23 protein-coding genes are annotated in these 21809 nt (G+C 65.5%); 9 read left to right on the top strand and 14 right to left on the bottom strand.

Translation table 11 applies throughout. The features are described 5' to 3' along the window. Positions 1 to 45: 45 nt before the first annotated feature. The 7 genes from argC to rplM all read right to left on the bottom strand — a co-directional run bounded on the left by argC (position 46) and on the right by rplM (position 5499). Positions 46 to 981, bottom strand: coding sequence for an N-acetyl-gamma-glutamyl-phosphate reductase (gene argC / locus C4S73_RS21555; protein WP_103874587.1), 936 nt, complete (start codon positions 979 to 981; stop codon positions 46 to 48). Positions 982 to 1467: 486 nt separating this feature from the next. After that, on the bottom strand, positions 1468 to 2424 hold the full coding sequence (gene speB, locus C4S73_RS21550; RefSeq protein WP_103874586.1) for an agmatinase: 957 nt from the start codon (positions 2422 to 2424) through the stop codon (positions 1468 to 1470). Between the two features lie 18 nt (positions 2425 to 2442). After that, complete coding sequence (locus C4S73_RS21545; protein ID WP_103874585.1) at positions 2443 to 2724, bottom strand: hypothetical protein; 282 nt, start codon at positions 2722 to 2724, stop codon at positions 2443 to 2445. A gap of 237 nt (positions 2725 to 2961) precedes the next feature. Continuing rightward, positions 2962 to 3717 (bottom strand): SDR family oxidoreductase, encoded by a 756-nt coding sequence (locus C4S73_RS21540; RefSeq protein ID WP_103874584.1) that lies wholly within the window; start codon positions 3715 to 3717, stop codon positions 2962 to 2964. Positions 3718 to 3862: 145 nt separating this feature from the next. After that, a complete protein-coding gene (locus C4S73_RS21535; protein ID WP_103874583.1) occupies positions 3863 to 4324 on the bottom strand; it encodes a DUF2721 domain-containing protein in 462 nt (153 codons plus the stop codon). Positions 4325 to 4555: 231 nt separating this feature from the next. After that, complete coding sequence (gene rpsI / locus C4S73_RS21530) at positions 4556 to 5035, bottom strand: 30S ribosomal protein S9 (protein ID WP_103874582.1); 480 nt, start codon at positions 5033 to 5035, stop codon at positions 4556 to 4558. 2 nt (positions 5036 to 5037) lie between these two features. Beyond that, positions 5038 to 5499, bottom strand: coding sequence for a 50S ribosomal protein L13 (rplM, locus tag C4S73_RS21525; protein ID WP_103874581.1), 462 nt, complete (start codon positions 5497 to 5499; stop codon positions 5038 to 5040). A 257-nt stretch (positions 5500 to 5756) separates the two neighbouring features. Here rplM and C4S73_RS21520 point away from each other — a divergent pair, with 257 nt between their 5' ends. Then, positions 5757 to 6548: a substrate-binding domain-containing protein gene (locus tag C4S73_RS21520; protein ID WP_103874580.1), complete on the top strand. Its 792-nt coding sequence runs from the start codon at positions 5757 to 5759 to the stop codon at positions 6546 to 6548. 224 nt (positions 6549 to 6772) lie between these two features. Here C4S73_RS21520 and C4S73_RS21515 read toward each other — a convergent pair whose 3' ends face one another. Continuing rightward, positions 6773 to 7189 (bottom strand): PaaI family thioesterase, encoded by a 417-nt coding sequence (locus C4S73_RS21515; protein ID WP_103874579.1) that lies wholly within the window; start codon positions 7187 to 7189, stop codon positions 6773 to 6775. A 102-nt stretch (positions 7190 to 7291) separates the two neighbouring features. Here C4S73_RS21515 and C4S73_RS21510 point away from each other — a divergent pair, with 102 nt between their 5' ends. Continuing rightward, positions 7292 to 8107 carry an enoyl-CoA hydratase gene (locus tag C4S73_RS21510; protein WP_103874578.1) on the top strand — a complete coding sequence of 272 codons (816 nt, stop codon included), beginning with the start codon at positions 7292 to 7294 and terminating at the stop codon, positions 8105 to 8107. An 81-nt stretch (positions 8108 to 8188) separates the two neighbouring features. Here C4S73_RS21510 and C4S73_RS21505 read toward each other — a convergent pair whose 3' ends face one another. After that, the gene (locus tag C4S73_RS21505; RefSeq protein ID WP_244595713.1) at positions 8189 to 8641 is read right to left on the bottom strand and encodes a hypothetical protein; all 453 of its coding nucleotides are present in this window, start codon (positions 8639 to 8641) and stop codon (positions 8189 to 8191) included. Positions 8642 to 8790: 149 nt separating this feature from the next. On the opposite strand from C4S73_RS21505, the gene C4S73_RS21500 reads away from it, so the two are divergent. The 3 genes from C4S73_RS21500 (at position 8791) to C4S73_RS21490 (ending at position 12106) form a co-directional block, all read left to right on the top strand. After that, positions 8791 to 9321 carry a CoA-binding protein gene (locus C4S73_RS21500; protein ID WP_103874577.1) on the top strand — a complete coding sequence of 177 codons (531 nt, stop codon included), beginning with the start codon at positions 8791 to 8793 and terminating at the stop codon, positions 9319 to 9321. A gap of 201 nt (positions 9322 to 9522) precedes the next feature. After that, complete coding sequence (locus C4S73_RS21495) at positions 9523 to 10746, top strand: FAD-dependent oxidoreductase (protein WP_103874669.1); 1224 nt, start codon at positions 9523 to 9525, stop codon at positions 10744 to 10746. Positions 10747 to 10828: 82 nt separating this feature from the next. After that, positions 10829 to 12106: an O-acetylhomoserine aminocarboxypropyltransferase gene (locus C4S73_RS21490; RefSeq protein WP_103874576.1), complete on the top strand. Its 1278-nt coding sequence runs from the start codon at positions 10829 to 10831 to the stop codon at positions 12104 to 12106. A gap of 82 nt (positions 12107 to 12188) precedes the next feature. On the opposite strand, the gene C4S73_RS21485 is transcribed toward C4S73_RS21490, so the two are convergent. Then, positions 12189 to 13280, bottom strand: a complete 1092-nt coding sequence (locus tag C4S73_RS21485; RefSeq protein ID WP_342210588.1) for a COX15/CtaA family protein — start codon at positions 13278 to 13280, stop codon at positions 12189 to 12191. 118 nt (positions 13281 to 13398) lie between these two features. Between C4S73_RS21485 and C4S73_RS21480 the strand changes: the two genes are divergently transcribed. Then, on the top strand, positions 13399 to 13608 hold the full coding sequence (locus C4S73_RS21480) for a DUF2842 domain-containing protein (RefSeq protein ID WP_103874666.1): 210 nt from the start codon (positions 13399 to 13401) through the stop codon (positions 13606 to 13608). Between the two features lie 97 nt (positions 13609 to 13705). Here C4S73_RS21480 and C4S73_RS21475 read toward each other — a convergent pair whose 3' ends face one another. Next, the gene (locus C4S73_RS21475; protein WP_103874575.1) at positions 13706 to 14758 is read right to left on the bottom strand and encodes a polysaccharide deacetylase family protein; all 1053 of its coding nucleotides are present in this window, start codon (positions 14756 to 14758) and stop codon (positions 13706 to 13708) included. Positions 14759 to 14888: 130 nt separating this feature from the next. Here C4S73_RS21475 and C4S73_RS21470 point away from each other — a divergent pair, with 130 nt between their 5' ends. Then, a complete protein-coding gene (locus C4S73_RS21470; protein WP_103874574.1) occupies positions 14889 to 16121 on the top strand; it encodes a GNAT family N-acetyltransferase in 1233 nt (410 codons plus the stop codon). A gap of 391 nt (positions 16122 to 16512) precedes the next feature. On the opposite strand, the gene C4S73_RS21465 is transcribed toward C4S73_RS21470, so the two are convergent. Next, positions 16513 to 18693 (bottom strand): GumC family protein, encoded by a 2181-nt coding sequence (locus C4S73_RS21465; protein WP_103874573.1) that lies wholly within the window; start codon positions 18691 to 18693, stop codon positions 16513 to 16515. Positions 18694 to 18878: 185 nt separating this feature from the next. Here C4S73_RS21465 and C4S73_RS21460 point away from each other — a divergent pair, with 185 nt between their 5' ends. Further along, positions 18879 to 19439 (top strand): polysaccharide biosynthesis/export family protein, encoded by a 561-nt coding sequence (locus tag C4S73_RS21460; RefSeq protein WP_103874572.1) that lies wholly within the window; start codon positions 18879 to 18881, stop codon positions 19437 to 19439. Positions 19440 to 19458: 19 nt separating this feature from the next. Then, the gene (locus C4S73_RS21455) at positions 19459 to 20625 is read left to right on the top strand and encodes a glycosyltransferase family 4 protein (protein WP_103874571.1); all 1167 of its coding nucleotides are present in this window, start codon (positions 19459 to 19461) and stop codon (positions 20623 to 20625) included. A gap of 69 nt (positions 20626 to 20694) precedes the next feature. On the opposite strand, the gene mdtI is transcribed toward C4S73_RS21455, so the two are convergent. After that, the gene (gene mdtI, locus C4S73_RS21450; protein ID WP_200828070.1) at positions 20695 to 21033 is read right to left on the bottom strand and encodes a multidrug/spermidine efflux SMR transporter subunit MdtI; all 339 of its coding nucleotides are present in this window, start codon (positions 21031 to 21033) and stop codon (positions 20695 to 20697) included. Beyond that, on the bottom strand, positions 21030 to 21383 hold the full coding sequence (locus tag C4S73_RS21445) for a DMT family transporter (RefSeq protein ID WP_103874570.1): 354 nt from the start codon (positions 21381 to 21383) through the stop codon (positions 21030 to 21032). The genes mdtI and C4S73_RS21445 overlap by 4 nt, the downstream gene beginning before the upstream one ends. Positions 21384 to 21809 lie beyond the last annotated feature (426 nt).

The following is a 21809-nucleotide window of genomic DNA, read 5'->3' as shown; positions in this document are numbered from 1 at the left end:
TTGGGGGACGGGGCTGCGCGCCTTGCCACCGCATTGGGGACGATGTCAGCCCTCAGCCAATCCCAGCATCAGCCGGATGTTCTGCACAGCCGCCCCCGACGCGCCCTTGCCGAGATTGTCGAGCCTTGCAATCAGCACCGCCTGTCCGACCGCATCGCTGCCGAAAACCCGCAATTCGAGCTTGTTGGTGTCGTTGAGCGCTTCGGGCTCCAGCTTGCCGCCGGCCTCCGCTGCCGGCACCACGCTGACATAGGTCGAGCCGGCATAACGCTCCACCAGCGCCGCTTGCAGGTCGGCAACCCGGGGCTTGCCCGGCAGCAGGTCGAGATGCAGGGGCACGCTGACCAGCATGCCCTGGCGGAAATTGCCGACCGAGGGAATGAAGATCGGGCGGCGTGTCAGCCGGGCATAGGTCTGCAGTTCCGGCAGGTGCTTGTGCTGGAAGCCGAGGCCATAAAGCTCGAAGGCCGGCGCCGTGCCCGCCTCATAGGCCTCGATCATCGACTTGCCGCCGCCGGAATAGCCGGAGACCGCGTTGACGGCGACAGGATGGTCCTGCGCCAGCAGCCCGGCATCGACCAGCGGGCGCAGCAGCGCGATCGCGCCCGTCGGATAGCAACCCGGATTGGAAACGCGGTTGGCATTGGCGATCTTGTCGGCCTGGCCGGGCTCGAGCTCGGCGAAACCATAGACCCAGCCGGGCGCGATGCGATGCGCAGTTGCGGCATCGACGATCTTGGGAGCATCCGAGCCAAGCTCGTCGGCGAGCGCCACCGATTCTTTGGCGGCATCATCGGGCAGGCAGAGCACGACGAGGTCGACGCCCGCCATCATGTCCTTGCGGGCAGCGGGGTCCTTGCGCCTGTCGGATGCGATGCTGCGGACCTCAACCTCGGGCACGGCCGCCAGCCGGTCGCGGATGCCGAGCCCGGTGGTTCCGGCCTCGCCGTCGATGAAGATGGATTTCAAATTCTGGCTCATCAGGGTCCCCGATGCAGGTTCAGGCGAGATGATTGGTCGGCTTCAGGCATAAAAAAACCGCGCTCGGGGCGCGGTCGCGGGCGGTCGGACATCAGCCGAGCGTCATCGCGGTCGCGCAGGGGCGGCCAAGATCGGGCGACGTCGGATCGGGTTCGTGATCATGGGTTGGATATGATGGAGCCGGGTCTTGCTGTCAATCGCCGCGCGCGACGGAGGCAAGACTGTGAAGTCAGGTCGACGCGCGGTCGATTTTTTAAGCGCGGGTCATCCCGGGCGACCGCAGGGAGACCCGGGATCCATTCCTGCACCGTTCCGGAATGGATCCCGGCTCTCCGCTTCGCTACGGCCGGGATGACACCCCAGCTAAACCCGGCCATCTACGTCTTGCCGTGTTCAACACGTCGATGCTCGCCACAGGGGCGAGCATGACGGCGCGGTATCATCGAGTCATTTGAATCGGTTGCAGGATTTGTCTCGCAAACCGATTCAACCCGCTTTCTTCAGCGCCAGCGCCTGAATGTAGTGCTGCGCCACGGCGGAGCCTGCGATCGCGGTCGCATCGGCGTGGTCGTAGGGCGGCGAGACCTCGACGACGTCCATGCCGCGGAAGTCGAGATCGCGGATGCCCCAGACCATGCGCAGCGCCTCATCCGAGGTGAAGCCGCCAGCGACCGGCGTGCCCGTGCCGGGTGCGAAGGCGGGATCGAGCGCATCGATATCGAAGGTGAGATAGGCCGGCCCTGCCCCAACTCGCAGCTTGATGCGGGCGACGGTATTCTCGACGCCAAGCGCATGCGCCGCATAGGCGTCGATGACTTCGATGCCGCAATCGCGCGGGGCGACGGTGCGGATGCCGATCTGGATCGAGCGCTCGACATCGATCAAGCCCTCGCGCACCGCCTCCAGCACGAAGGTGCCGTGGCTGATCGCGCCGACGCCGTCGTCCCAGGTGTCCTGATGGGCATCGAACTGGACCAGCGCCAGCTTGCCGTGACGGGCGACATGGGCGCGCAGCAGCGGCAAGGTGATGAAATGGTCCCCGCCCAGCGTCACGAGATGGGCGCCCGAGGCGATGATGCCGGCCGCCTCCTTCTCGATCGCGCGCGCACAGCCCTGCAGGTCGCTGCGCGGCAGGACGCAATCGCCATAGTCGACGGCGCTGAGCGTCTCGAAGGGGTCGATGCGCGAGGGGTATTGCGCGTCGCCGTCGAAGATCGCGCTGGCGCGGCGCAAGGCCTGCGGGCCGAAGCGGGTGCCCGGACGATTCGAGACCGCGAGATCGAAGGGCACGCCCCAGACCACGAGATCGCAGCCCGCGACGTCCTTGCTGTAGCGACGGCGCATGAAGGAGAGCGCGCCGGCATAGGTCGGGTCATGGGCGGGACCGCGCCTGTCGCCCAGGAAGGCATGGTCGATCGGCGGGGTTTCGGCAGGTTCGGTCATCTCAGCAGTCCGCAGGTATCAGCGCCGTGGTCCGGCAAGCCAGACATAAAGGCACCAGGGCAGGATCAAGGCGAGACCCGAGAGGACAAGCCTCAGCGTGGTCCAGGCGATGGGGTTCTGGAGGGCGCGCCCGTTGAGCTCGGGCACGCCATGAATGAGGCCCAGCGCGAAGGCAGGCGCGAGGAAGATCACCAGCGCACGGGCGATGCGCCGGCCGCGCGGAAGATCGTCGCGCGCCAGCATGAGCAGCGCCGGCACTGCGATCATGCCGAAAGCGATGAGGACGAGAACGATGCGCATGGCAAACCGGATTGGGCGGGACGCCCGCCTTTAGCATGAAGTGCGGCGCGCTACAGCCTCATGGCGGCGGCTGTGATCCCGAAGGCCGATCTCATGCCGGGCCATTTCACGGAGGCTTTCGTCGCAGGACGGATGACGCAGGTCGAAGTCTGCAACTGATCCTCCGGCTGCATCGTCGCGGAGATCAACGGGCGCCCGGGCTGTAAGAGCCGGGCGCCCTTCTATTGGATGATAACCTCAACGCCCGCCAGCGACTCGCAGCACGACGCCGGTCGTATAGGCTGACGCGTCCGAAAGCAGGAACAGCACGGCCTCGGCGATCTCGTCGGGTGTCGCCGCCCGCTTGAGCGGGACCATTGGGGCGATGCGATCGACCCGGCCGGCCTCGCCCGTCGACATCGCGTGAATGTCGGTCTCGGTGATGCCGGGCGAGACTGCGTTCACCCTGATGCCGGCCGGGGCAAGCTCCTTGGCGAGGCCGACGGTCAAGCTATCGATCGCCCCCTTGGACGCCGCATACCAGACATATTCGCCGGGCGAGCCAAGCGTGGCGGCGGCCGAGGAGATGTTGACGAGCGCCCTGCCCTTGGCCTCGGCATTGGCGGCAAGTGCACGGGCCGCCTCGCGGGCCACCAGGATCGCGCCGGTGACGTTGATGTCGATGCAGGAGCGGATAACGGCCGTATCGGCTTGCGCCAACGGGCTCGACTTGCCGGTGATGCCCGCATTGTTGACGACATGGGTCAGGGGTCCAAGCGCCGCCTTGGCCTCGGCAAAGATCCGGATGATGTCGGTCTCATTGGCCATGTCGCCCTGAAGCGCGACAGCCCTTGCACCCGCTGCCTTGCAGGACGCGACGACAGCGGCCGCCGCAGCGGCATTGCTCTGGTAGTTGACCGCGACATCGTAGCCGCGCCTTGCGGCCATGATGCAGGTCGCGGCACCGATGCCACGGCTGCCGCCGGTGACGAGAAGAACGGGGCGGGCTGTCATGGTTGGTCTCCCTCGGCTTCGTTCATCGCGCCGCCCTCGCTTAGCTGCGCTTGAGCTGACGGCCGGAACGACTCGCCTATAGCACGCGAAAAGAGCGGCCCTTGCGAGCCGCCCTCAAGAAAATCGCCCCCGGCTCCGGACAGCCTCAGCTGGATACCTCGTCGCTATCGGGGCTGACCCACTCTTCTTCCAGTTCGCGCCTTGCAGACATCGTTTCCTGCGCGAACCGAAACAAGGCGGCTCCCAGCAGCAAGGTTGCGCCGATGAACATGATTGCGGAGCCATAGGCGTGCGAAAGTTTGAAGAACTGGCTTGCGAACAGCACTGCAAGCAGGAGCGTCGCGCATATGCCGCTGGCGAGAGACAGCAGAATGCCATCGCTCAACATGCGTGCCCTGGTGATCAGGCGGTCGAGCCTTGCACTGTCGCTGCTGGTGGCATCCTTGCGCACCGCTTTTGCGCGCAGCGACGTGATGCGCTCGCTCACTGCCGTGAGCCGGCCCGTCATCAGCGCCACGAAAGCGGCAACCGCGCCCAGGAAGAACGCCGGGGCGACGGCATGCGAAAAGATGTGAGTGAGCCGGGTAATCTCCGGGATGACTTCCATGGCTCCCACTTCCGGTGCTCCGATCGGGGGTGGCGCTGAAAAGAGCCTCTACGCGAGACTAATCCATGTCGCAGTCGTCGCGCGACTGCGACATGGATGGATGCCGCGCCCATGCATGTCAGCCGAATACGGAAATGATGTCGGAGTCACGACAGGCCGCGACCCCAAACGAAAAAAGGGTTGGCATTGCTGCCAACCCTTCCGAATTTTCGACTCTTGCGAAGAGTGCGATCAGCGCTTCGAGAATTGGAAGCTGCGGCGGGCCTTGGCCTTACCGAACTTCTTACGCTCGACGACACGCGAATCGCGGGTCAGGAAGCCTTCCTTCTTGAGCGGGCCGCGAAGCTCGGGCTCATAGAAGGTCAGTGCCTTGGAGATGCCGTGGCGAACTGCACCGGCCTGGCCGGAGAGGCCGCCGCCCTTGACCGTGACGACGACGTCGTACTGGGTCAGGCGATCGACATGCTGCAGCGGCTGCTGCAGGACCATGCGCAGCACGGGGCGCGCAAAGTAGACTTCCTGGTCACGGGTGTTGACCGTGATCTTACCCGAGCCGGGCTTGATCCAGACGCGGGCGATGGCGTTCTTGCGCTTGCCGGTGGCATAGGCGCGGCCCTGCGCGTCGATCTTCTTGACGTGGACGGGAGCATCCGGCTGCGCGGTCTTGGCGACCTGGCCGAGCTGCTCGAGAGACTGAAGAACCTCGGCCATTATCAGACCCTCGCATTCTTGCGGTTGAGCGCGGCGACGTCGAGCGCCTCCGGCGACTGGGCTGCGTGGGGATGCTCAGCGCCCTTGTAGACACGCAGGTTGCCGAGGATCTGGCGGAACAGCGGCCCGCGCGGCAGCATGCGCTCGATGGCCTTCTCGACGATCCGCTCCGGGAAGCGGCCTTCGAGGATGAACTTGGCCGAACGCTCCTTGATGCCGCCAGCGTAACCGGTGTGGTGGTAGTACACCTTCTGGTCGCGCTTACGGCCGGTCAGGACGACCTTGTCGGCATTGATGACGATGATGTTGTCGCCGCAGTCGACATGGGGAGTGTAGGCGGCCTTGTGCTTGCCGCGAAGACGCATCGCCACAACGGAGGCGAGACGGCCGACGACGAGCCCGGAGGCGTCGATCACAACCCATTTCTTTTCGACATCGGCGGGCTTGAGCGAGATGGTCTTCATCGCGGGCACCCCTTCGGTGGCTTGAGAGAAAATGACAAGCCGCCGGAGACCGGCGGCGATGTGAGGCCGGGACTAAGGGCGGGCGGGGGCGATGTCAAGCACTCCGTATCTCTTCATCGCGCCAGAAAACTCATATTCTGAAAGAGGATGCCGGAAACGGTATTTGGATACCGTACTATGCTCGACGCATTATGTCCGCACCCTGAGCTTGCGTTTCCCGACGCGGTTGCGCGATCCTGCGGCAGGAGGAAAACCTGATGCATAAGAACACGCTAGCTTCGTTTCTCGCCGCCATCCTGGGGACCGCCGCGTCTCTCGCCGCGATCTCGGCGGCCGCCGCCGAGGTCCACGTGATCAGTTCCGGGGGCTTCACCGCTGCTTACAAGGAGCTCGTCGCCGGCTGCGAGGTCAAGATCGGCCAGAAAGTGGTCAGCGCCTATGGCGCTTCGATGGGGGCCGCGCCTGACGCCATCCCGAACCGGCTGGCCAGGGGTGAGCCGGCCGATGTCGTCATCCTTGCGGCCGAGGCCTTCGACAAGCTCGCACAGGATGGCAAGGGCATTCCCGGCAGCCGGGTCGATCTGGTGCGCTCGGCGATCGGGCTGTCGGTCAAGGCCGGCGCGCCCAAGCCCGACATCTCCAGTGTCGAGGCGCTGAAGAAGACGCTGATGAACGCGAAGTCGATCGCCTATTCTGCGAGCGCCAGCGGGACCTATCTCTCCGAGGAACTGTTCCCCAAGCTCGATCCGAGCGGGGCGGTGATGGCGAAATCGAAGAAGATTTTCAGCGAGCGCGTCGGCACGGTGGTGGTGCGCGGCGAAGCCGAGCTCGGCTTCCAGCAGGTCAGCGAGCTGATCTCGATCGATGGGCTGGATTTCGTCGGCACGCTGCCGGAGGAGGTCCAGCGCGTGACGGTATTCTCGGCCGGGCTCGCGGCCGGATCGAAAGAGCCTGAAGCCGCCAAGAAGTTGATCGCCTGCCTTGGTTCGGCGGACTCCGCGCCCGTCATCAAGAAGACGGGGCTGGAGCCGTTGCCCGTCAAGCAATAGGCCGGCGCGCGCATGATGACTGAGTCTCCATGGAGCCACGGCGTCATTCCGGGGCAGCCCGCAGGGCTGAGCCCGGAACCCATAACCGGCGCGCGGCTTCACTGAGGCACCGACCTGGGCGCGCTTCATCCGCACCGGCATCGGTTATGGGTTCCGGGCTCTTCGCTTTGCGAAGCCCCGGAATGACGGTGTGGTTCCGTCAAAACGCGTGAAACCGTCAGGCTCTATCGCTCTGCGGGAATCGAATACGTCCCCGTCGCATGGCAGACCATCTCGCTCTCGCCCTGCGAGAACAGAGCGACCTCCCCCACCGCCAGCCGCTTGCCGAGCTTGAGCAGCTTCGCTTCGCCGATCAGGGCCGCCTGACCGGGCTTGCGCAGGAAATTGTAGTTGAGGCTCGTCGTCACTGCGAGGCCGACCGGGCCGATCTGGGCGAGGATCGCGACGTAAAGCGCAAGATCGGCCAGGGCCATCATGGTCGGCCCGGAAATGGTGCCGCCAGGGCGCAGGTGCCGCTCATGATAGTCGCAGCGCATGCGGGCGCTCATCGGCCCGACCTCTTCGACGAAATAGGTCCGGCCGCCAAAATGGAGCTGCGGGAAAACCTGATCGAGATAATCCTCGATCTGGGAGGCGGTCATGCGGGTTGTCATGCAGGGAACCGGAGGCTGGCGAGACGTTCTGTCCCTTGCAGCATGGCAGTCCGGCCGCGACAATAGGAACAGACGCGAAAGGCCGAGCCCATGAACGCCCATCACAAGCCCGATGCCGCGCCCGTGCTGCTGCGCGAGGATGCGGGTGGAATAGCAACGCTGACGCTGAACCGCCCGCAATCGCGCAACCCTTTGAGCGAGGCGATGCTGGCGGCTCTGGCCGAGGCCTTCACGGCGATCGCGGCCGACCGTTCGGTCCGCGTCGTGGTGCTGAGCGCGGCGGGCCCGGTGTTTTCAGCCGGGCACGACCTCAAGGAGATGAGCGCGCACCGCGCCGACGCCGACAGGGGCCGCGCCTATTTCACCGATATTCTCGGCCGTTGCTCTGGTGTGATGCAGCAGGTCATGAACCTGCCCCAGCCGGTGATTGCAGCCGTGGAGGGCACGGCGACGGCGGCCGGGTGCCAACTGGTTGCAAGCTGCGACCTCGCGGTGGCCGGTGCGGAGGCTCGCTTCTGTACGCCCGGCGTCCATATCGGCCTGTTCTGCTCGACGCCGATGGTGGCGCTCTCGCGCAATCTCGCTGCCAAGCATGCGCTCGAAATGCTGTTGCTCGGCGAGATGGTGCCGGCCGAGGAGGCCGCGCGCATGGGGCTGGTCAATCGCGTCGTGGCGGCCGGTCAGGCTCTGGCAGAAGCGCAGCGGCTCGCCGCCGTGATCGCGTCCAAATCCCCCGCGACGGTCAAGATCGGCAAGCGCGCCTTCTATGAGCAGCGCGAGATGGGGCTTGCTGCGGCCTATGATCATGCCGCGGCGGTGATGGTCGAGAATATGCTGGCGCGCGATGCCGAGGAAGGCATCGGCGCGTTCATGGAAAAGCGCGCGCCGGTCTGGCGCGAACCCTGACCACGCGACATGTGCTCGCGAGAGGAGATCACCTGCGCGACGGGCCTCCCGGCCCGCCGCTCAAGACGGTCCGCCGCGTCCTCAGGTGGTTGCGCGTTCCTGCTTCGGCAGCTCTTGCGCCTGCGGCAGCGCGTCTTCCGCCGGCAACGCCTTGGCCTCGCCCTCAGGCTGCGGGACGGCCGGCAGTTGCAGCACGGTCACCCTCTGTCCTTCGGAGAGGTTCGTCACCATGATGATCTGCCCATCGGGCAGTTCGATCGCGTCATGATGCACATAGGGGTTGTCGGGATCCACCTGACGGAAGCGTCCGACCCGCGCCGCGATCTTGCGATGCGGCAGGAAGCCGACCAGCCGATCGCATTCGATGTCGTTGTCGAACGCCAACTCCGTGCCGGGAAGCACGCAGACCGCGACAGCCGGTTGAGCGGCGACGCAGAAGCCACGCGTACCCGAGTTGGAGAAGCTGGTCGATTTCAGCACATCGCCAACTTTGGCTGGAGTAGACATCACATGATGCAGACTGTAATCGCACATGGCAGGCCCTCCTTTCGCGATGAACAGCCCCGGGTTCTCCCCGTGGCCTGAGTGAAGCAAAAAAGAGTGGCGAAGCTGTGTTCGGACCTGCGCAATCGTGAGCGTCGCTCCCGCCGGGTGCAGCTCTTTTCGCCTTTGGATTCAGCGCCTTGAACCACGACTCCTATTCCGACAGCCTGATCCGCGACATTTTGAAGAGCGTCAAGCGCATCGCGCTCGTCGGCGCCTCCAGCAACGAGGCGCGGCCAAGCTGGATCGTGACCAAATACCTGCTCGATCGTGGCTATGACGTGATCCCGGTCAATCCAGGTCTCGCCGGGCAGACCCTGCTGGGCAAGACCGTCTACGGCTCCCTGAAGGACATCCCCGGCGCGATCGACATGGTCGAGATCTTCCGCAATTCGGAGGCCGCCGGCCGGATCACCGACGAGGCGCTGGCGCTCGACCCGTTGCCCAAGGTGATCTGGATGCAGCTTTCGGTGCGCAATGACGAAGCCGCCGCGCGGGCCGAGGCGAAGGGCCTGACGGTGATCATGAACCGCTGCCCCAAGATCGAGTATGGCCGGCTGTCCGGCGAAATCGGCTGGCAGGGCATCAATTCGCGTATTCTCTCGTCGAAGAAACCCGTGCTCGCGGGCAAGGGCTTCCAGAAGCTGACGATCCACCGCCCGGGGACGTGAGGCGTGCGTCATGGTCGGGCTTGACCCGACCATCTCCCAACCACAGCCCTCATCCTGAGGAGCAAGCCGTAGGCTTGCGTCTCGAAGGATGCTTCAGCAGACTCGGGAGGCATCTGGAGCATCCTTCGAGACGCCGCGTTCCGCGGCTCCTCAGGATGAGGGCTCAGGGTTGAAATGGAGAGCGAAGGCAGGAGGCTGAGCATGGCAGACCTCACCACGACCTGCTGCATCGCCGGCGGCGGCCCGGCCGGGATGATGCTCGGCTTCCTGCTCGCGAGGGCCGGCATCGACGTGATCGTGCTGGAGAAACACGCCGACTTCCTGCGCGATTTCCGGGGCGACACGATCCACCCCTCGACGATGCAGCTGATGCATGAGCTCGGCCTGCTCGACGAATTCCTCAAGCTGCCCCACACCAAGGAAAGACACATTGTCGCCCGCTTCGGCAGCGAGGCCATTCCGATTGCCGATTTCAGCCATCTGTCGGTGAAGGCGCCCTATATCGCTTTCATGCCGCAATGGGATTTTCTCGATTTCCTGGCCGATCGCGGCCGGGAGCTACCGCGTTTCCGCCTGCTGATGAACACCAGGGGCGAGGCGCCGATCAGCGCTGGCGGCCGCGTCGTCGGCCTGAAGGCGCGGACGCCGGAGCGCGAGATCTCGATCAAGGCCGATCTCGTCGTCGCGGCCGATGGGCGCCATTCCGATATCCGTCAGGCGGCCGGCTTTGCCGTGACCACGCTCGGCGCGCCGATCGACGTGCTGTGGTTTCGCCTCTCGCGCAAATCCGGCGACGACAACCAGACCTTCGGGCAGGTCGCGCAGGGTCGCTTCATGGTGATGCTCAATCGCGGCGACTATTGGCAATGCGCCTTCGTCATTCCCAAGGGCTCGCTGGAGCAGCTGCGTGCGGCGGGTCTCGAAGCGTTCCGCCAAAACCTCGTCGCGCTCTCCCCTTCACTCGCCGACCGCGTTGCCGAGCTGAAGGGCTGGGACGACATCAAGCTGCTCTCGGTCGCGGTCGACAGGCTTGCACGCTGGTGGAAGCCGGGCCTCATCTGCATCGGCGACGCCGCCCATGCGATGTCGCCGATCGGCGGCGTCGGCGTGAACCTGGCGATCCAGGATGCAGTTGCCGCAGCGAACCGGCTGGCGGCTCCGCTGCGCGAAAAACGGCTGAGCGATGTCGATCTCGCCGCCGTGCAGGGGCGCAGGATGTTCCCGACCAAGGTGACGCAGGCAATGCAGATCGCGATCCAGAACCGGGTGATCACGCCGCTGCTGGCGGGCGCAGCGCCTGTCCGCCCGCCTTTCGTGCTTCGGTTGCTGAAATGGTTTCCGGCGCTGCGCCGAATTCCGGCACGGATGGTCGGCATGGGCGTGCGGCCGGAGCATATCGGGCCGGAGCTGACGCCCCGTCCTTGAATTGACGCCGCCAGATGCGTTCGTTAAAACGAACGCCTCATCTCATAGTCAGATCAAATCAGATATTTTCAGGGAGCACGCCATGTCAGACCGCGCACCGGGATTCCATACGCTCGCCATTCATGCGGGCGCAGCACCCGACGCCGCCACCGGCGCGCGCGCGACGCCGATCTACCAGACGACGTCCTTCGTCTTCGACGATGTCGACCATGCCGCGTCGCTGTTCGGCCTGCAGGCTTTCGGCAATATCTACAGCCGCATCGGCAACCCGACCAATGCGGTGCTGGAGGAGCGCGTCGCGGCACTCGAGGGCGGCACGGCCGCGCTCGCAGTCGCGTCCGGCCACGCGGCCGAGTTCCTGTGCTTCCACGCGCTGATGCAGCCGGGCGACGAGTTCGTCGCCGCCAAGAAGCTCTATGGCGGCTCGATCAACCAGTTCAACCACTCCTACAAGAATTTCGGCTGGAACGTGATCTGGGCCGATTCCGACGATCTTGAGAGCTTCGCCGCAGCGGTTACGCCCAAGACCAAGGCGATCTTCATCGAATCGATCGCCAATCCCGGCGGCGTCGTCGTCGACATCGCCGGCATCGCGGCGATCGCAAGGAAGCACAACATCCCGCTCATCGTCGACAACACGATGGCCAGCCCCTATCTGATCCGCCCCTTCGAGCACGGCGCCGACATCGTGGTGCATTCGGCGACGAAGTTCCTGGGCGGGCACGGCAATTCGGTCGGCGGCATCATCGTCGATGGCGGCTCGTTCAACTGGGTCGGCGACGAGCGCTATCCGATGCTCTCCAAGCCGCGTCCGGAATATAACGGCATGGTTCTGGGCGAGACTTTCGGCAACTTCGCCTTCGCCATCGCGACCCGCGTGCTCGGCCTGCGCGACATGGGCCCGGCGCTCTCGCCCTTCAACGCCTTCCTGATCCTGACGGGCATCGAGACCCTGCCGCTGCGTATGCAGAGGCATTGCGAGAACACGCTGACGGTCGCGAAACATCTGGCAGACCACCCGGCTGTCGAATGGGTGAGCTATGCCAGCCTGCCGGACAGCAAGTATCACGAGCTTGCCAAGCGCTATTGCCCCAAGGGCGCCGGCGCGGTTCTGACCTTCGGCCTCAAGGGCGGCTATGATGCCGGCGTCAAGCTGGTCTCGAACCTCAAGCTGTTCTCGCATCTGGCCAATATCGGCGACACCCGCTCGCTGGTGATCCACCCGGCCTCGACCACCCACCGCCAGCTGACCGATGCGCAGAAGACCGCGTCGGGCGCCGGGCCGGAGGTGGTGCGGCTGTCGATCGGGCTGGAGGACGTCGCCGATCTGATCGACGATCTCGATCAGGCGCTCGTCTGAATCCTTCTCCCCTCGGGGGAGAAGGTGGCAGCGCGAAGCGCTGACGGATGAGGGAAGGAGGGCGCACCCAGTCGGAGCGCCCTCATCCCCCTGCCGGGACCTTCTCCCCCAAGGGGAGAAGGAGGCTACTGCGCGTCACATGCACCACCGTCATCGCCAGCACCATGAAGGCGAGCGCCTGATGCGCCAGCCCTGCCCAGATCGGCACCGCCAGCAGTAGCGTGACGATGCCGAGCAGGCCTTGCGCCAGCGTCATGCCGGCGATCGCGGTCGCCCGTTTGGCACCGCCCGAACCCGGCGCCGCCCGACGCAGCGCGACGACGTGCCAGAGCGCCAGCGCCAGCAGCAGATAGGCGCCGAGCCGGTGATTGAACTGAACCAAAGCGACGTTATCGACGAAATTTTCCCAGAAGGGCGACTGCGCGAACAGCGTCGATGAGGGCGGCACCAAGGCGCCATCCATCAGCGGCCAGGTGTTGAAGGTCAGACCCGCCTTGGAGCCGGCGACCAGGCCGCCGAGCGCTATCTGGACGAAGGTCAATGCCAGCAATGCCCAGGCCGCGCCGCGCGCCCTCGCCTGCTCGATCCGCCGTGGCGGCGTCAGCGACACCGCGAAGGCGACGACGGAGGCGAAGAACAGGCCGGCGAAGGTCAGATGCAGCGTCAGCTTCACCGGCGCGACCGCGACCATGCCGGGCTCCAGCCCCGAGGCCACCATGATCCAGCCGATCGCGCCCTGCAGGCCCAGCAGCAGGCCCATGCCGAACAGGGTCAGCGTGCGCCGCCAGGGCAGCAGCCGGCGCAGCGCCACGACGAGGAAACCGGCCAGGAACACGAAGCCGATGAAGCGGCCGAGCTGGCGATGGCCCCATTCCCACCAGTAGATGAACTGGAACTCGCCCAGGCTCATGCCGCTGTTGAGCAGCTGGTATTGCGGGCTCGCGCGGTACTTCTCGAATTCGGCGGCCCAACTTTCCGTCGACAGGGGCGGCAGGGCGCCGGTGATCGGCTTCCATTCGGTGATCGAGAGGCCCGATCCCGTCAGCCGCGTGGCGCCGCCGACGACGACCATGACGAAGACGAGCGCGGCGACGAGCCAGAGCCAGCGGCGGATGCCGGCATGGCCGGAAGCCGGTTTCGTCTCAACAAGCGGCTGATCCAGAGCTATTGTCACGCAGGCGGAGCCTTCTGTCGCATGTGTCACGCTTCACAAGCGCTGTCGCCGGTGACAGATAGACCCGTCGCAAAAGCGCGACAACGCCCGCATTGCCGCAGTCGCGATGGAGATCGCCATGACCCAAAGCCACCGCAAGCTGATCGGTACGGTCGCTATCCTGGTCTTCGTCTGCGTCTACGCGCTGGTTGCAATGGCGCTGGCGCAGGGGCGGATCACCGATGCGCCGAAACTGGTGCAGACCATCGCCTATATCGCGCTGGGGCTCGCCTGGGTGTTGCCGCTGCTGCCGCTGATCAAGTGGATGGAGCGCAAGGACGAGGTTTGAGATCTGGTTGGCTTCGTCATTGCGAGCGCAGCGAAGCAATCCAGCGTTCAGGGCGTAGTGCTCGATTGCTTCGCTGCGCTCGCAATGACGGCAAGCTTCAAACCACATGGACCTTCCGCCCGCGGTTCCAGAGCAGGAAGGGCAGTCCCGACAGCAGCGCCCGGACAGCCTCCTGCGTTTGGTGCAGACCGTTCAGCGAGACGCGCGGAAGGGCATGCAGATGGGCTGCATGCCCCGGGAACAGATGCCCCGGCCGCGTCGTCACGGCGCTGGTGAAGCCGGCCGCCTGCGCCATGGCGAATTCGCGCGGGCCGGCCGAGGTCGGGTCGCCGACCGGATAGGCGAAATGGCGGATGGGCATGCCGAGCTCTGCCTCGAGCCGCGCCTTGCTCTCGACGATCTCGCGCCGGGAGAAATCGGTAGCGTGCTTCGCCAGCATCGGATGGCTCAGCGTATGCGCACCGATGGTGACGCCCGGCGCGCCCGAGAGCGAGCGCAGCGTCTCCCAGGGCAGGCATTCACGCTCGACGAGCGCCGCGGCGTCGATTCCAGCCTGTTGCGCGAGTTCGGAAATCGCTGAGAGCAGAATCGCTTCCGGCTGTTTGCGAAGGCGCCAGTAGAGCCGGTCGAAGGCGCGCTGCTTCTCGGCATCGCTCTCCGTCCGGGCGGCGAACTCGCCATCGGGCAGCGACAGGCCTAGGCGCGGCAGCGCGCGGATCGCCTCCTCCAGTTCGAGCCACCAGAGCCGGGCGCTGCGTTCGGCGAAGCCCGGCGTGACGAAGAGTGTCCAGGGGGCATTGTGCTTCGCCAGCACCGGCCAGGCATGCTCGATATTGTCGCGGTAGCCGTCGTCGAAGGTCAATGCGACGAAGAAGCGGCCCGGTTTCGGGTTCTTCAACCGGATAACGGCATCGTCGAGCGAGACGAGGTCGTAGCCCTCAGTGCGGATCAGGGTCAGCGCGCTGTCGAGGAATTCGGGCGTGATCTCCAGCAGGCCATTGGGCTGGAAGCCGGCAGTGCGTCGCGGCCTGACATGATGCAGCGTCAGGATGACGCCTGCCCCTTGCGAGAGGCCCCTGCCCCAGCGGTCGGCGCGGCTCAGCGCGATCGCCTTGAAGACGGCGGAGAAGGCGTGATGGCGCAGATTCATGGGATATCCGTGGCAACCGCTCGGTAACGCTGTTCGCCGATGCTGGCATCGAACCTATGAAGTTTGACCGGTCTGTTCACAATGGCCGGTTAAGAGGGCGTATCGTTTGCTCGCAGAGGCCGCCTTGAGCATGTCCGCACTCGCCGAACATCCTTCGGCTCCATCGCGCACCGAAAGCCGGAGCGCGGGCACGACTCTGCCCTGGCGTGCGATCACGGTCGTCTCCGATATCGCCGCGATCGAGGCCGACTGGCGTGCCCTGGAAGAGCGCGCGCTGGTGACGCCGTATCAGGCCTATGGGTGGGTGCGCCCCTTCGTCGAGACCGTCGGCGCGGCCCATGGCATGGCGTTCCGCTATGTCACGTTGCGCGATGCCGGCAACGGGCTGCTCGCGATCCTGCCGCTCGTCGTGACGCGCCGCAATTGCATCCGATTTGCCGAATTCATCGGCGGCAAGCACGCCAACTACCATATGGGGATCTATCGTCCCGAGTTCGCCGCCGCACTCGATGCCGGCTCGGCCCGCACGATGCTCGTCGATATCGGCAAGGCGATCGGCGGGCTCGATGCCTTCGTCTTCGTCAACCAGCCGACGATGTGGCAGGGCGTGCCCAACCCGACGGCCTTGCTAGCGGCGGGGCCTAGCCCCAGCGGCGCCTACAAGCTTGCTCTGATCCCCGGCGACGCCGAGGGCACGCTGCGGCGCTCGATGAGCAGCCATGCCCAGAAGAAGCTGAAGAACAAGCGCAACCGCTTCGGCAGCTATGGCCCGTCAGAATTGATCAAGGCCCGGAGCCCCGCCGAGATTTCACGGGTGATCGACGCTTTCCTCGAACAGAAGTCCGAGCGCTTCAAGGCGATGGGCGTGCCCGACCCGTTTGCGGAACCGGCGATGCGCGGCTTCCTCGAACAGGCCGCCCGGCCGGTCGCGGAGCGCGCGCCGACGCTCGAACTCTACACGCTCGACCTGAACGGCCGCTCGGTCGCGACCTATGTCGGCGCTGTACAGGGCGGGCGCTTTTCGGGGATGGCGACCTCCTTCGACATGGCCAGCGAAACCGCCAAGAGCAGCCCAGGCGAAATCCTGCTGGTCGAGCTGATCAGGCTGAAATGCCGCGACGGCATCGATGTGTTCGATCTCGGCGTCGGCGAGGCCCGTTACAAGACGACGATCTGCGACGATCGCGACGAGCTGGTCGACACCTTCCTGCCGCTGACGCTGAAGGGGAGCGCCTTTTCGGCATTTGCCCAGGCGAAGCGCGCCGGCAAGCGCTGGATCAAGGCCTCGCCCGTCGCGCTGAAGCTCGCCCATCGTGTCTCGGGCTGGATGAAACGTGGCGCGGTCCGGGGCGCCGACGAATAGCGTCGATCCCCCCGCGGCCCTCATCCTGAGAGCCTGGCCGATAATGATGGACTTGTTTTCAAGAGCTTGAGTATCGGCAAAAGAGGCGTGGTCATCCCGGACGTAGCGAAGCGAAGATCCGGGATCCATTCCGGAACGTTGATTCCGAAAGGTTCAGGCATGGATCCCGGGTCTCCCTGCGGTCGCCCGGGATGACCGCCCGTTTCGATGCGAAATTCCAACCGACTGAGATCATTCAATACATTATCGGCCAGGCTCTGAGGAGCGCCGGAGGCGCGTCTCGAAGGAGGGTCCAGCGCACTCTCGAACCATCCTTCGAGACGCCGCTTTCGCGGCTCCTCAGGATGAGGGCTGCGGTCTGGAACGCCCCCGGGGACGCGGGATTTCCGCCTCAAACCTCAGCTTCGTCGCGCTGCCGGCTGTCGAGCGGGATGGTGATGCCGCCGCTCGCATCGAGCACCAGCGCGACCGGCGCCTTCATCAGCTCGGCCATGCGATAGGCCGTTTCCACGGCGTGGCCGTTGCCGACCTGTCCGGTCATGACGAGCCCGCCCTGCGCACGGCCGGCAACCGGGGCGAGCACGGCGTTGGCGTCATTCGAGGCCGCAGCGACGAGCACCCAGTCATAGGTCTCGCAGAGCGCGTCGAGCGCGGCCTCGACGAGATCGGGCGCGGCCAGGACCGCGTCGCGGCCAGCGCGGCCGGGGCCGATGCGATGCAGCCGCGAGCCGGGCTCGCGCATGATGATGTCGGAGAACAGCGCCTCGCCGGCGAGCAACTCAGAGAAGCCGGGCTCGCTGCGCGCATCGTCGGAGGTGAGATCGACGATGATGCAGCGGCAGCGCTGAGAGAGCAGTTCGGCCAGATCGCGCGGCGTGGTCGCGCCAGGACCGCCGCCATCCAGCACAAGGACAAGCGGCGCCATGCCACGCGGGGGCTCGTCGATGCGTTCAGCGAGTTCGGCCAGGGTCTGCTCGGGGTAGTCGAGATCGAGCGTGATCTGGCCAAGGCGTCCGCCATGGGTCAGGAGGCCGGCGACGCGTTCGCGGCGCGGATCGTTGCGGCCGCCGGCGCTGGCGGGTGCCTGTCCTGACGCTGCGCCGCCAACCCAACCGGGCGCGCGGCGAGGCTCGGGCGTGGCGTTGCCCTGGCCATTGAGCAGTTCACGCGACACGACAGTCGCAAGCGAGGCGAGGAAGGTCGCCAGCGTCGCGACGAGCATCGTCGGCAGCTTCTTGGGGAAGGACGGCTCCACCGGCTCGACGGCGCGCGAGATCACGCGTGCATCGGCCGGAGTCGCATTCTGGGCGTCGCGGGCGACGGCCTCGCGATAACGCAGCATGTACTGTTCGAGCTGCTCGCGCAGGGTGCGGGCCTCGCGCTCCAGCGCGCGCAGCTGCACTTCGCTGTCATTGGCGGTGGAGACATTCTTCTTCTGGCCGTCGAGCGCGGCCGTGAAGCTCTCGACACGCTGGCCGGCGATCTTAGCCTCGTTCTCGAGCGTGCGCACGGTGCGCTCGGACGCCGCGCGCAGCTGCCCTTCGAGATCGGCAAGCTGGGCGTTGAGCTCCTTGATGCGCGGATGCTCGGAGAGAAGGTTGCGGGATTCCAGCGCGATCTGGGCACGCAGGTTGACCCGCTGCTCGATCAGGCGCCGGACCAGCTCGTTATTGGCGACGTCGGGGATCTCGAAGGTGCGGCCCTGCTTGATCGCGTCGCGGATGAGGCCGGCCTTGGCCTGCGCCTCGGCCTGCTGGCTGCGGGCCGCCGAGAGCTGGGTCGAGAGATCGCCAAGCTGCTGCGAGGTGATCGTGGCGTTGTTGGCGCCGACGAGCAGGCCATTGCGCGAGCGGTATTCCTCGACCTTGGCCTCGGCCTCGGCGACACGTTTGCGCAACGGCTCGATCGTCGTCGAGAGCCAGGAGGAGGCGCTGCGAGCGGTGTCCTGCTTGGCCGCCTCCTGCATCTCCAGATAGACATTGGCGATGGCGTTGGCGCCCCTGGCCGCCAGCGCCGGATCCTGCGAGGTGAACTCGACGGCGACGATGCGCGAGCGCCCGACGGGATAGACCAGCAGGCGCTCGAAATACTTTTCGAGCACGCGATCCTCCGGCGAACGGTCGGCCGGATGGGAACCCAGGCCGACGAGGACGCCGATCTTCCTCACCGCATTCATTGCGCCTGCGCCCGAGTCGAACTCGGAATTGCCGACGAGACCGATCCGCCTGATCGCCTCGCGAGCCAGATCACGCGACATGATCAGCTGGACCTGGCTCTGGACGGCCTCGGAGTCGAACTGCTGGCCCGAGCTTTCGGAACCCGCCTGCCCGGGCAGCGTGAAAAAGCTGCCGCGATTCTCCAGCAGGATGCGCGCCTCACCGGTGTAGCGCGCCGGAACCAGATTGACCGCGACGAAGGACAGGCCGAGCACGGCCACGGTCGGCCCGATGATCCAGAGCTTGCGCCGCTTGATCGCCGCCCAGAGGGCCGACAGATCGAGCATGTCGCCGCGCCCCTGGCCGGTCTCTCGCGTGGCCGCCTCTCGCGCATGGCTCTCGGTGTGAGCGGTCATGACCCATCCATTCACGCAAAACTCTCGCGCCCTGGACAGGACGCAGCGTCAATGAAAGCTCAGTAAGGTTAGTGGCGAGTTAAGAACGCGATTTCGCCGCCAGAACGAGATCGCGAGGCTGAAGCCTTTGTTAACCATATGACGCCTAACACTGCGGCCATGTTTCCGCATGGGTATCGCCAGTGATGAGTCGACGTCTCGCCTCTCTCGCTCTGGCCGTCGCAATGACGGCAGGCGCCTGCGCGCCGCGCTACGATGCGTCGGGCATCGCGCTCGCGCAGCCGAGCGGCCCCTACAAGCTCGCCAGCGGCGACCGCCTGCGCATCATCGTCTTCGGCCAGGACAACCTGTCGAACATCTACTCGGTCGATGGCTCGGGCCGGATCTCGATGCCGCTGATCGACGCGATCGACGCACAGGGGCGCAGCACGCAGCAGCTCGAGAAGGCGATCGAACAGCGGCTGCGCGCCGGCTATCTGCGCGAGCCGAAGGTCTCGGTCGAGGTCGACACCTACCGCCCCTTCTTCGTGCTCGGCGAAGTGACCAATTCCGGCCAGTTCCCCTTTGTCCATGGCATGACGGTCCAGACGGCAGTCGCGATCGCCGGGGGCTTCACGCCGCGAGGCCAGCGCTCCTATGCCGAGGTGACACGGCAGGTCGAGGACCAGCTGGTGACCGCGACCGTGCCGATCACCTATGCGGTGCAGCCGGGCGACACGATCGTCATCAAAGAACGCTGGTTCTGATCCGGCCGGGGGGTCTTTGATGTCGGACGCTTCCGATACGCGCCCGCTGCGGATTCTCCATGTCTTCCGGGCGCCGCTCGGCGGACTGTTCCGTCATGTGCTGGATGTCGCGCGCGGACAGGCGCAACGCGGGCACCATGTTGGCATCTTCTGCGACTCGACGACCGGAGGCACCCGCGCCGACGACGTCTTCGCCGAACTTTTGGCTACGCTCGATCTGGGCATCATCCGCGTGCCGATGTCGCGCTATCCCAGCGCGATGGACGCCAAGGCGCAGATGAGCGAGATCTCCGCCCGCGCCAGGCTCAAGCCCGACGTCATCCATTGCCACGGCTCGAAGGGAGGCGTCTATGGACGGCTGCCGGCCCTGGTCAGCCCCGGACGGCGCTATATCACCGCCTATACGCCCCATGGTGGAAGCTTCAACTACAAGCCCGGCGGCACCGAACATAAGGTCTATATGGCCGTCGAGCGCCTCCTTGAGCGCGCCACCGACATGTTCCTGTTCGAGAGCCGCTTCATCGCGGGCCGTTTCGAGGCCCATATCGGGCACGTGCCGCGCACCGCGCACCGGATCGTGCTGAACGGCGTATCCGAAGCCGAGTTCGAGCCGATCGACCACAGCGCGGCGAGCTTCGACCTGCTCTATCTCGGCGAGTTGCGCTCGGCCAAGGGCGTCGACACGCTGATCGACGCGCTCAGCCTGCTGAAGACGCGCGATGCCCTGACACCTCGCATCCTGATCGTCGGCTCCGGACCCGACGAAGCCGTGCTGCGGGCACTGACGGTCGATCGCGGCATCGCGGCGCAATGCGTCTTCGAACCGCCAGGACCGATCCGCAAGGCGCTTTCGCGAGCTCATGTCATGGTGATCCCGTCGCGGGCCGAATCCCTGCCCTATGTCATCCTGGAGGCAGCGGCCGCAGCACAGCCGCTGATCTCCACCGATGTCGGCGGCATCAAGGAGATCTACGGCCCGGATCACAGGCACAGGCTGATCGCACCAGACGAGCCGGTCATCCTGGCAGACGCGATCGCCGCGATCCTTGCCCTTCCGGAGGCCGAGCGGCGGGCAGTGGCCACGGATCTCGCAGCCAATGTCCGCCAGAATTTCCGCATCGACGCGATGGTCGACGGCGTGATCGCGGCCTATCGCGACGCGATGGCCGCTCGCAAGCTGAGCTAGATCGCATTCGGCTTTTCGGATCGATGCAGTGAAGCGGAAAACGCGCCGGACCGACGCGCCTTCTCGTGCTCACATCAGCTTCAAGGCGACCACACCGACGATGACGAGCACGATCCCGGCCCAGCCCGAAGGCCGGATGCGCTGGCCGAAGGCGAGCGCGCCGACGATCGCGGTGATCACCAGACCGGCGCCACCCCAGACGGCATAGGCGACCGAGAGGTCCATGCCCCGGATGGCCTGAGCCAGCGCGGCGAAGGCACCCACGACCAGCACGACACCAAACCCGCCCGACAGGCGATGCTTCATGCCGTCGGAGAGTTTCAGCAGATAGGTTCCGCAGACTTCGAGAACGACCGCCAGAGCCAGCCAGACGATGGCCAGCGTCTGCGGCAGGAGGGGCGTGATCACGCGAGCCTCCCGTCGTTCTCCTCTGTTCCATGCGCCACGCCACGCTCGAGCAGCACGATGCCGGCGATGATCGCCGCCAGCGCCAGGATGCGACCCGGCGTGAGATGCTCACCGAACATGAGATGACCGGTGGCGGCGATGCCGACGATGCCGAGACCCTCCCAGACGGCATAGGCGACCGCCAGAGGGATGACGCGCAGCGCGACGCTGAGCAGGGCGAATGACAGCCCGATCAGGATGAGCGGGGCCAAAGTAATCAACCAGGGCGCGGAGACGACCGACTTCAGCGCGGTCGTCGCGGCGATCTCGACGGCGATGGCCGCGAGCAGAATCAACCAATGGAAAGACATGTTGCACACAGGCGAAGCCATCACTGGACATCGCGGGGGCGATGCCGGGCAGCTCAGCAAAAGTTCGAGTTTTAAATCAGAGTTCCGGATAAAACGCTCTCGGTGACTACCTCACCGAAAGCAGCACAGCGTCCGCCCAACAGCCGGAAAGGCCAAGGACATCAGGCGCGTAAAAATGTGCTTCTCAGACACTCATCGCAGGCAGATATGCCCGAAACACTGCTTTGCGTCAACTCAAAACGACTTGGGACGCGCAGAACAGCAGCAAAACAGTGACTTGAACGCCCTCGGAAAACCCGCGCTAATACCTTGGCGCCACGAGGGAAAATCGAGATTTCGCAATCACCGAAAAAAGAACCGTTTTGAGGGCTCATTCAGGCGCCGGCGGACGGGTCCCGGCGGCCTCGATCCCGGAAAACAACGAGT

The sequence above is a fragment of the Allobosea lathyri genome, assembly GCF_900108245.1.
Taxonomy (GTDB): Bacteria; Pseudomonadota; Alphaproteobacteria; order Rhizobiales; family Beijerinckiaceae; genus Allobosea; species Allobosea lathyri.
Note: the sequence above shows the minus strand (reverse complement) of the source record. Positions and strands in the feature narration are given on the sequence as shown.

What these genes read in the sequence shown, in the direction of transcription:
- argC (WP_103874587.1), bottom strand. Translation starts at nt 981, where the DNA reads ATGAGCCAGAATTTGAAATCCATCTTCATCGACGGCGAGGCCGGAACC.
- speB (WP_103874586.1), bottom strand. Translation starts at nt 2,424, where the DNA reads ATGACCGAACCTGCCGAAACCCCGCCGATCGACCATGCCTTCCTGGGC.
- C4S73_RS21545 (WP_103874585.1), bottom strand. Translation starts at nt 2,724, where the DNA reads ATGCGCATCGTTCTCGTCCTCATCGCTTTCGGCATGATCGCAGTGCCG.
- C4S73_RS21540 (WP_103874584.1), bottom strand. Translation starts at nt 3,717, where the DNA reads ATGACAGCCCGCCCCGTTCTTCTCGTCACCGGCGGCAGCCGTGGCATC.
- C4S73_RS21535 (WP_103874583.1), bottom strand. Translation starts at nt 4,324, where the DNA reads ATGGAAGTCATCCCGGAGATTACCCGGCTCACTCACATCTTTTCGCAT.
- rpsI (WP_103874582.1), bottom strand. Translation starts at nt 5,035, where the DNA reads ATGGCCGAGGTTCTTCAGTCTCTCGAGCAGCTCGGCCAGGTCGCCAAG.
- rplM (WP_103874581.1), bottom strand. Translation starts at nt 5,499, where the DNA reads ATGAAGACCATCTCGCTCAAGCCCGCCGATGTCGAAAAGAAATGGGTT.
- C4S73_RS21520 (WP_103874580.1), top strand. Translation starts at nt 5,757, where the DNA reads ATGCATAAGAACACGCTAGCTTCGTTTCTCGCCGCCATCCTGGGGACC.
- C4S73_RS21515 (WP_103874579.1), bottom strand. Translation starts at nt 7,189, where the DNA reads ATGACCGCCTCCCAGATCGAGGATTATCTCGATCAGGTTTTCCCGCAG.
- C4S73_RS21510 (WP_103874578.1), top strand. Translation starts at nt 7,292, where the DNA reads ATGAACGCCCATCACAAGCCCGATGCCGCGCCCGTGCTGCTGCGCGAG.
- C4S73_RS21505 (WP_244595713.1), bottom strand. Translation starts at nt 8,641, where the DNA reads ATGTGCGATTACAGTCTGCATCATGTGATGTCTACTCCAGCCAAAGTT.
- C4S73_RS21495 (WP_103874669.1), top strand. Translation starts at nt 9,523, where the DNA reads ATGGCAGACCTCACCACGACCTGCTGCATCGCCGGCGGCGGCCCGGCC.
- C4S73_RS21490 (WP_103874576.1), top strand. Translation starts at nt 10,829, where the DNA reads ATGTCAGACCGCGCACCGGGATTCCATACGCTCGCCATTCATGCGGGC.
- C4S73_RS21480 (WP_103874666.1), top strand. Translation starts at nt 13,399, where the DNA reads ATGACCCAAAGCCACCGCAAGCTGATCGGTACGGTCGCTATCCTGGTC.
- C4S73_RS21475 (WP_103874575.1), bottom strand. Translation starts at nt 14,758, where the DNA reads ATGAATCTGCGCCATCACGCCTTCTCCGCCGTCTTCAAGGCGATCGCG.
- C4S73_RS21470 (WP_103874574.1), top strand. Translation starts at nt 14,889, where the DNA reads ATGTCCGCACTCGCCGAACATCCTTCGGCTCCATCGCGCACCGAAAGC.
- C4S73_RS21465 (WP_103874573.1), bottom strand. Translation starts at nt 18,693, where the DNA reads ATGACCGCTCACACCGAGAGCCATGCGCGAGAGGCGGCCACGCGAGAG.
- C4S73_RS21460 (WP_103874572.1), top strand. Translation starts at nt 18,879, where the DNA reads ATGAGTCGACGTCTCGCCTCTCTCGCTCTGGCCGTCGCAATGACGGCA.
- C4S73_RS21455 (WP_103874571.1), top strand. Translation starts at nt 19,459, where the DNA reads ATGTCGGACGCTTCCGATACGCGCCCGCTGCGGATTCTCCATGTCTTC.
- C4S73_RS21445 (WP_103874570.1), bottom strand. Translation starts at nt 21,383, where the DNA reads ATGTCTTTCCATTGGTTGATTCTGCTCGCGGCCATCGCCGTCGAGATC.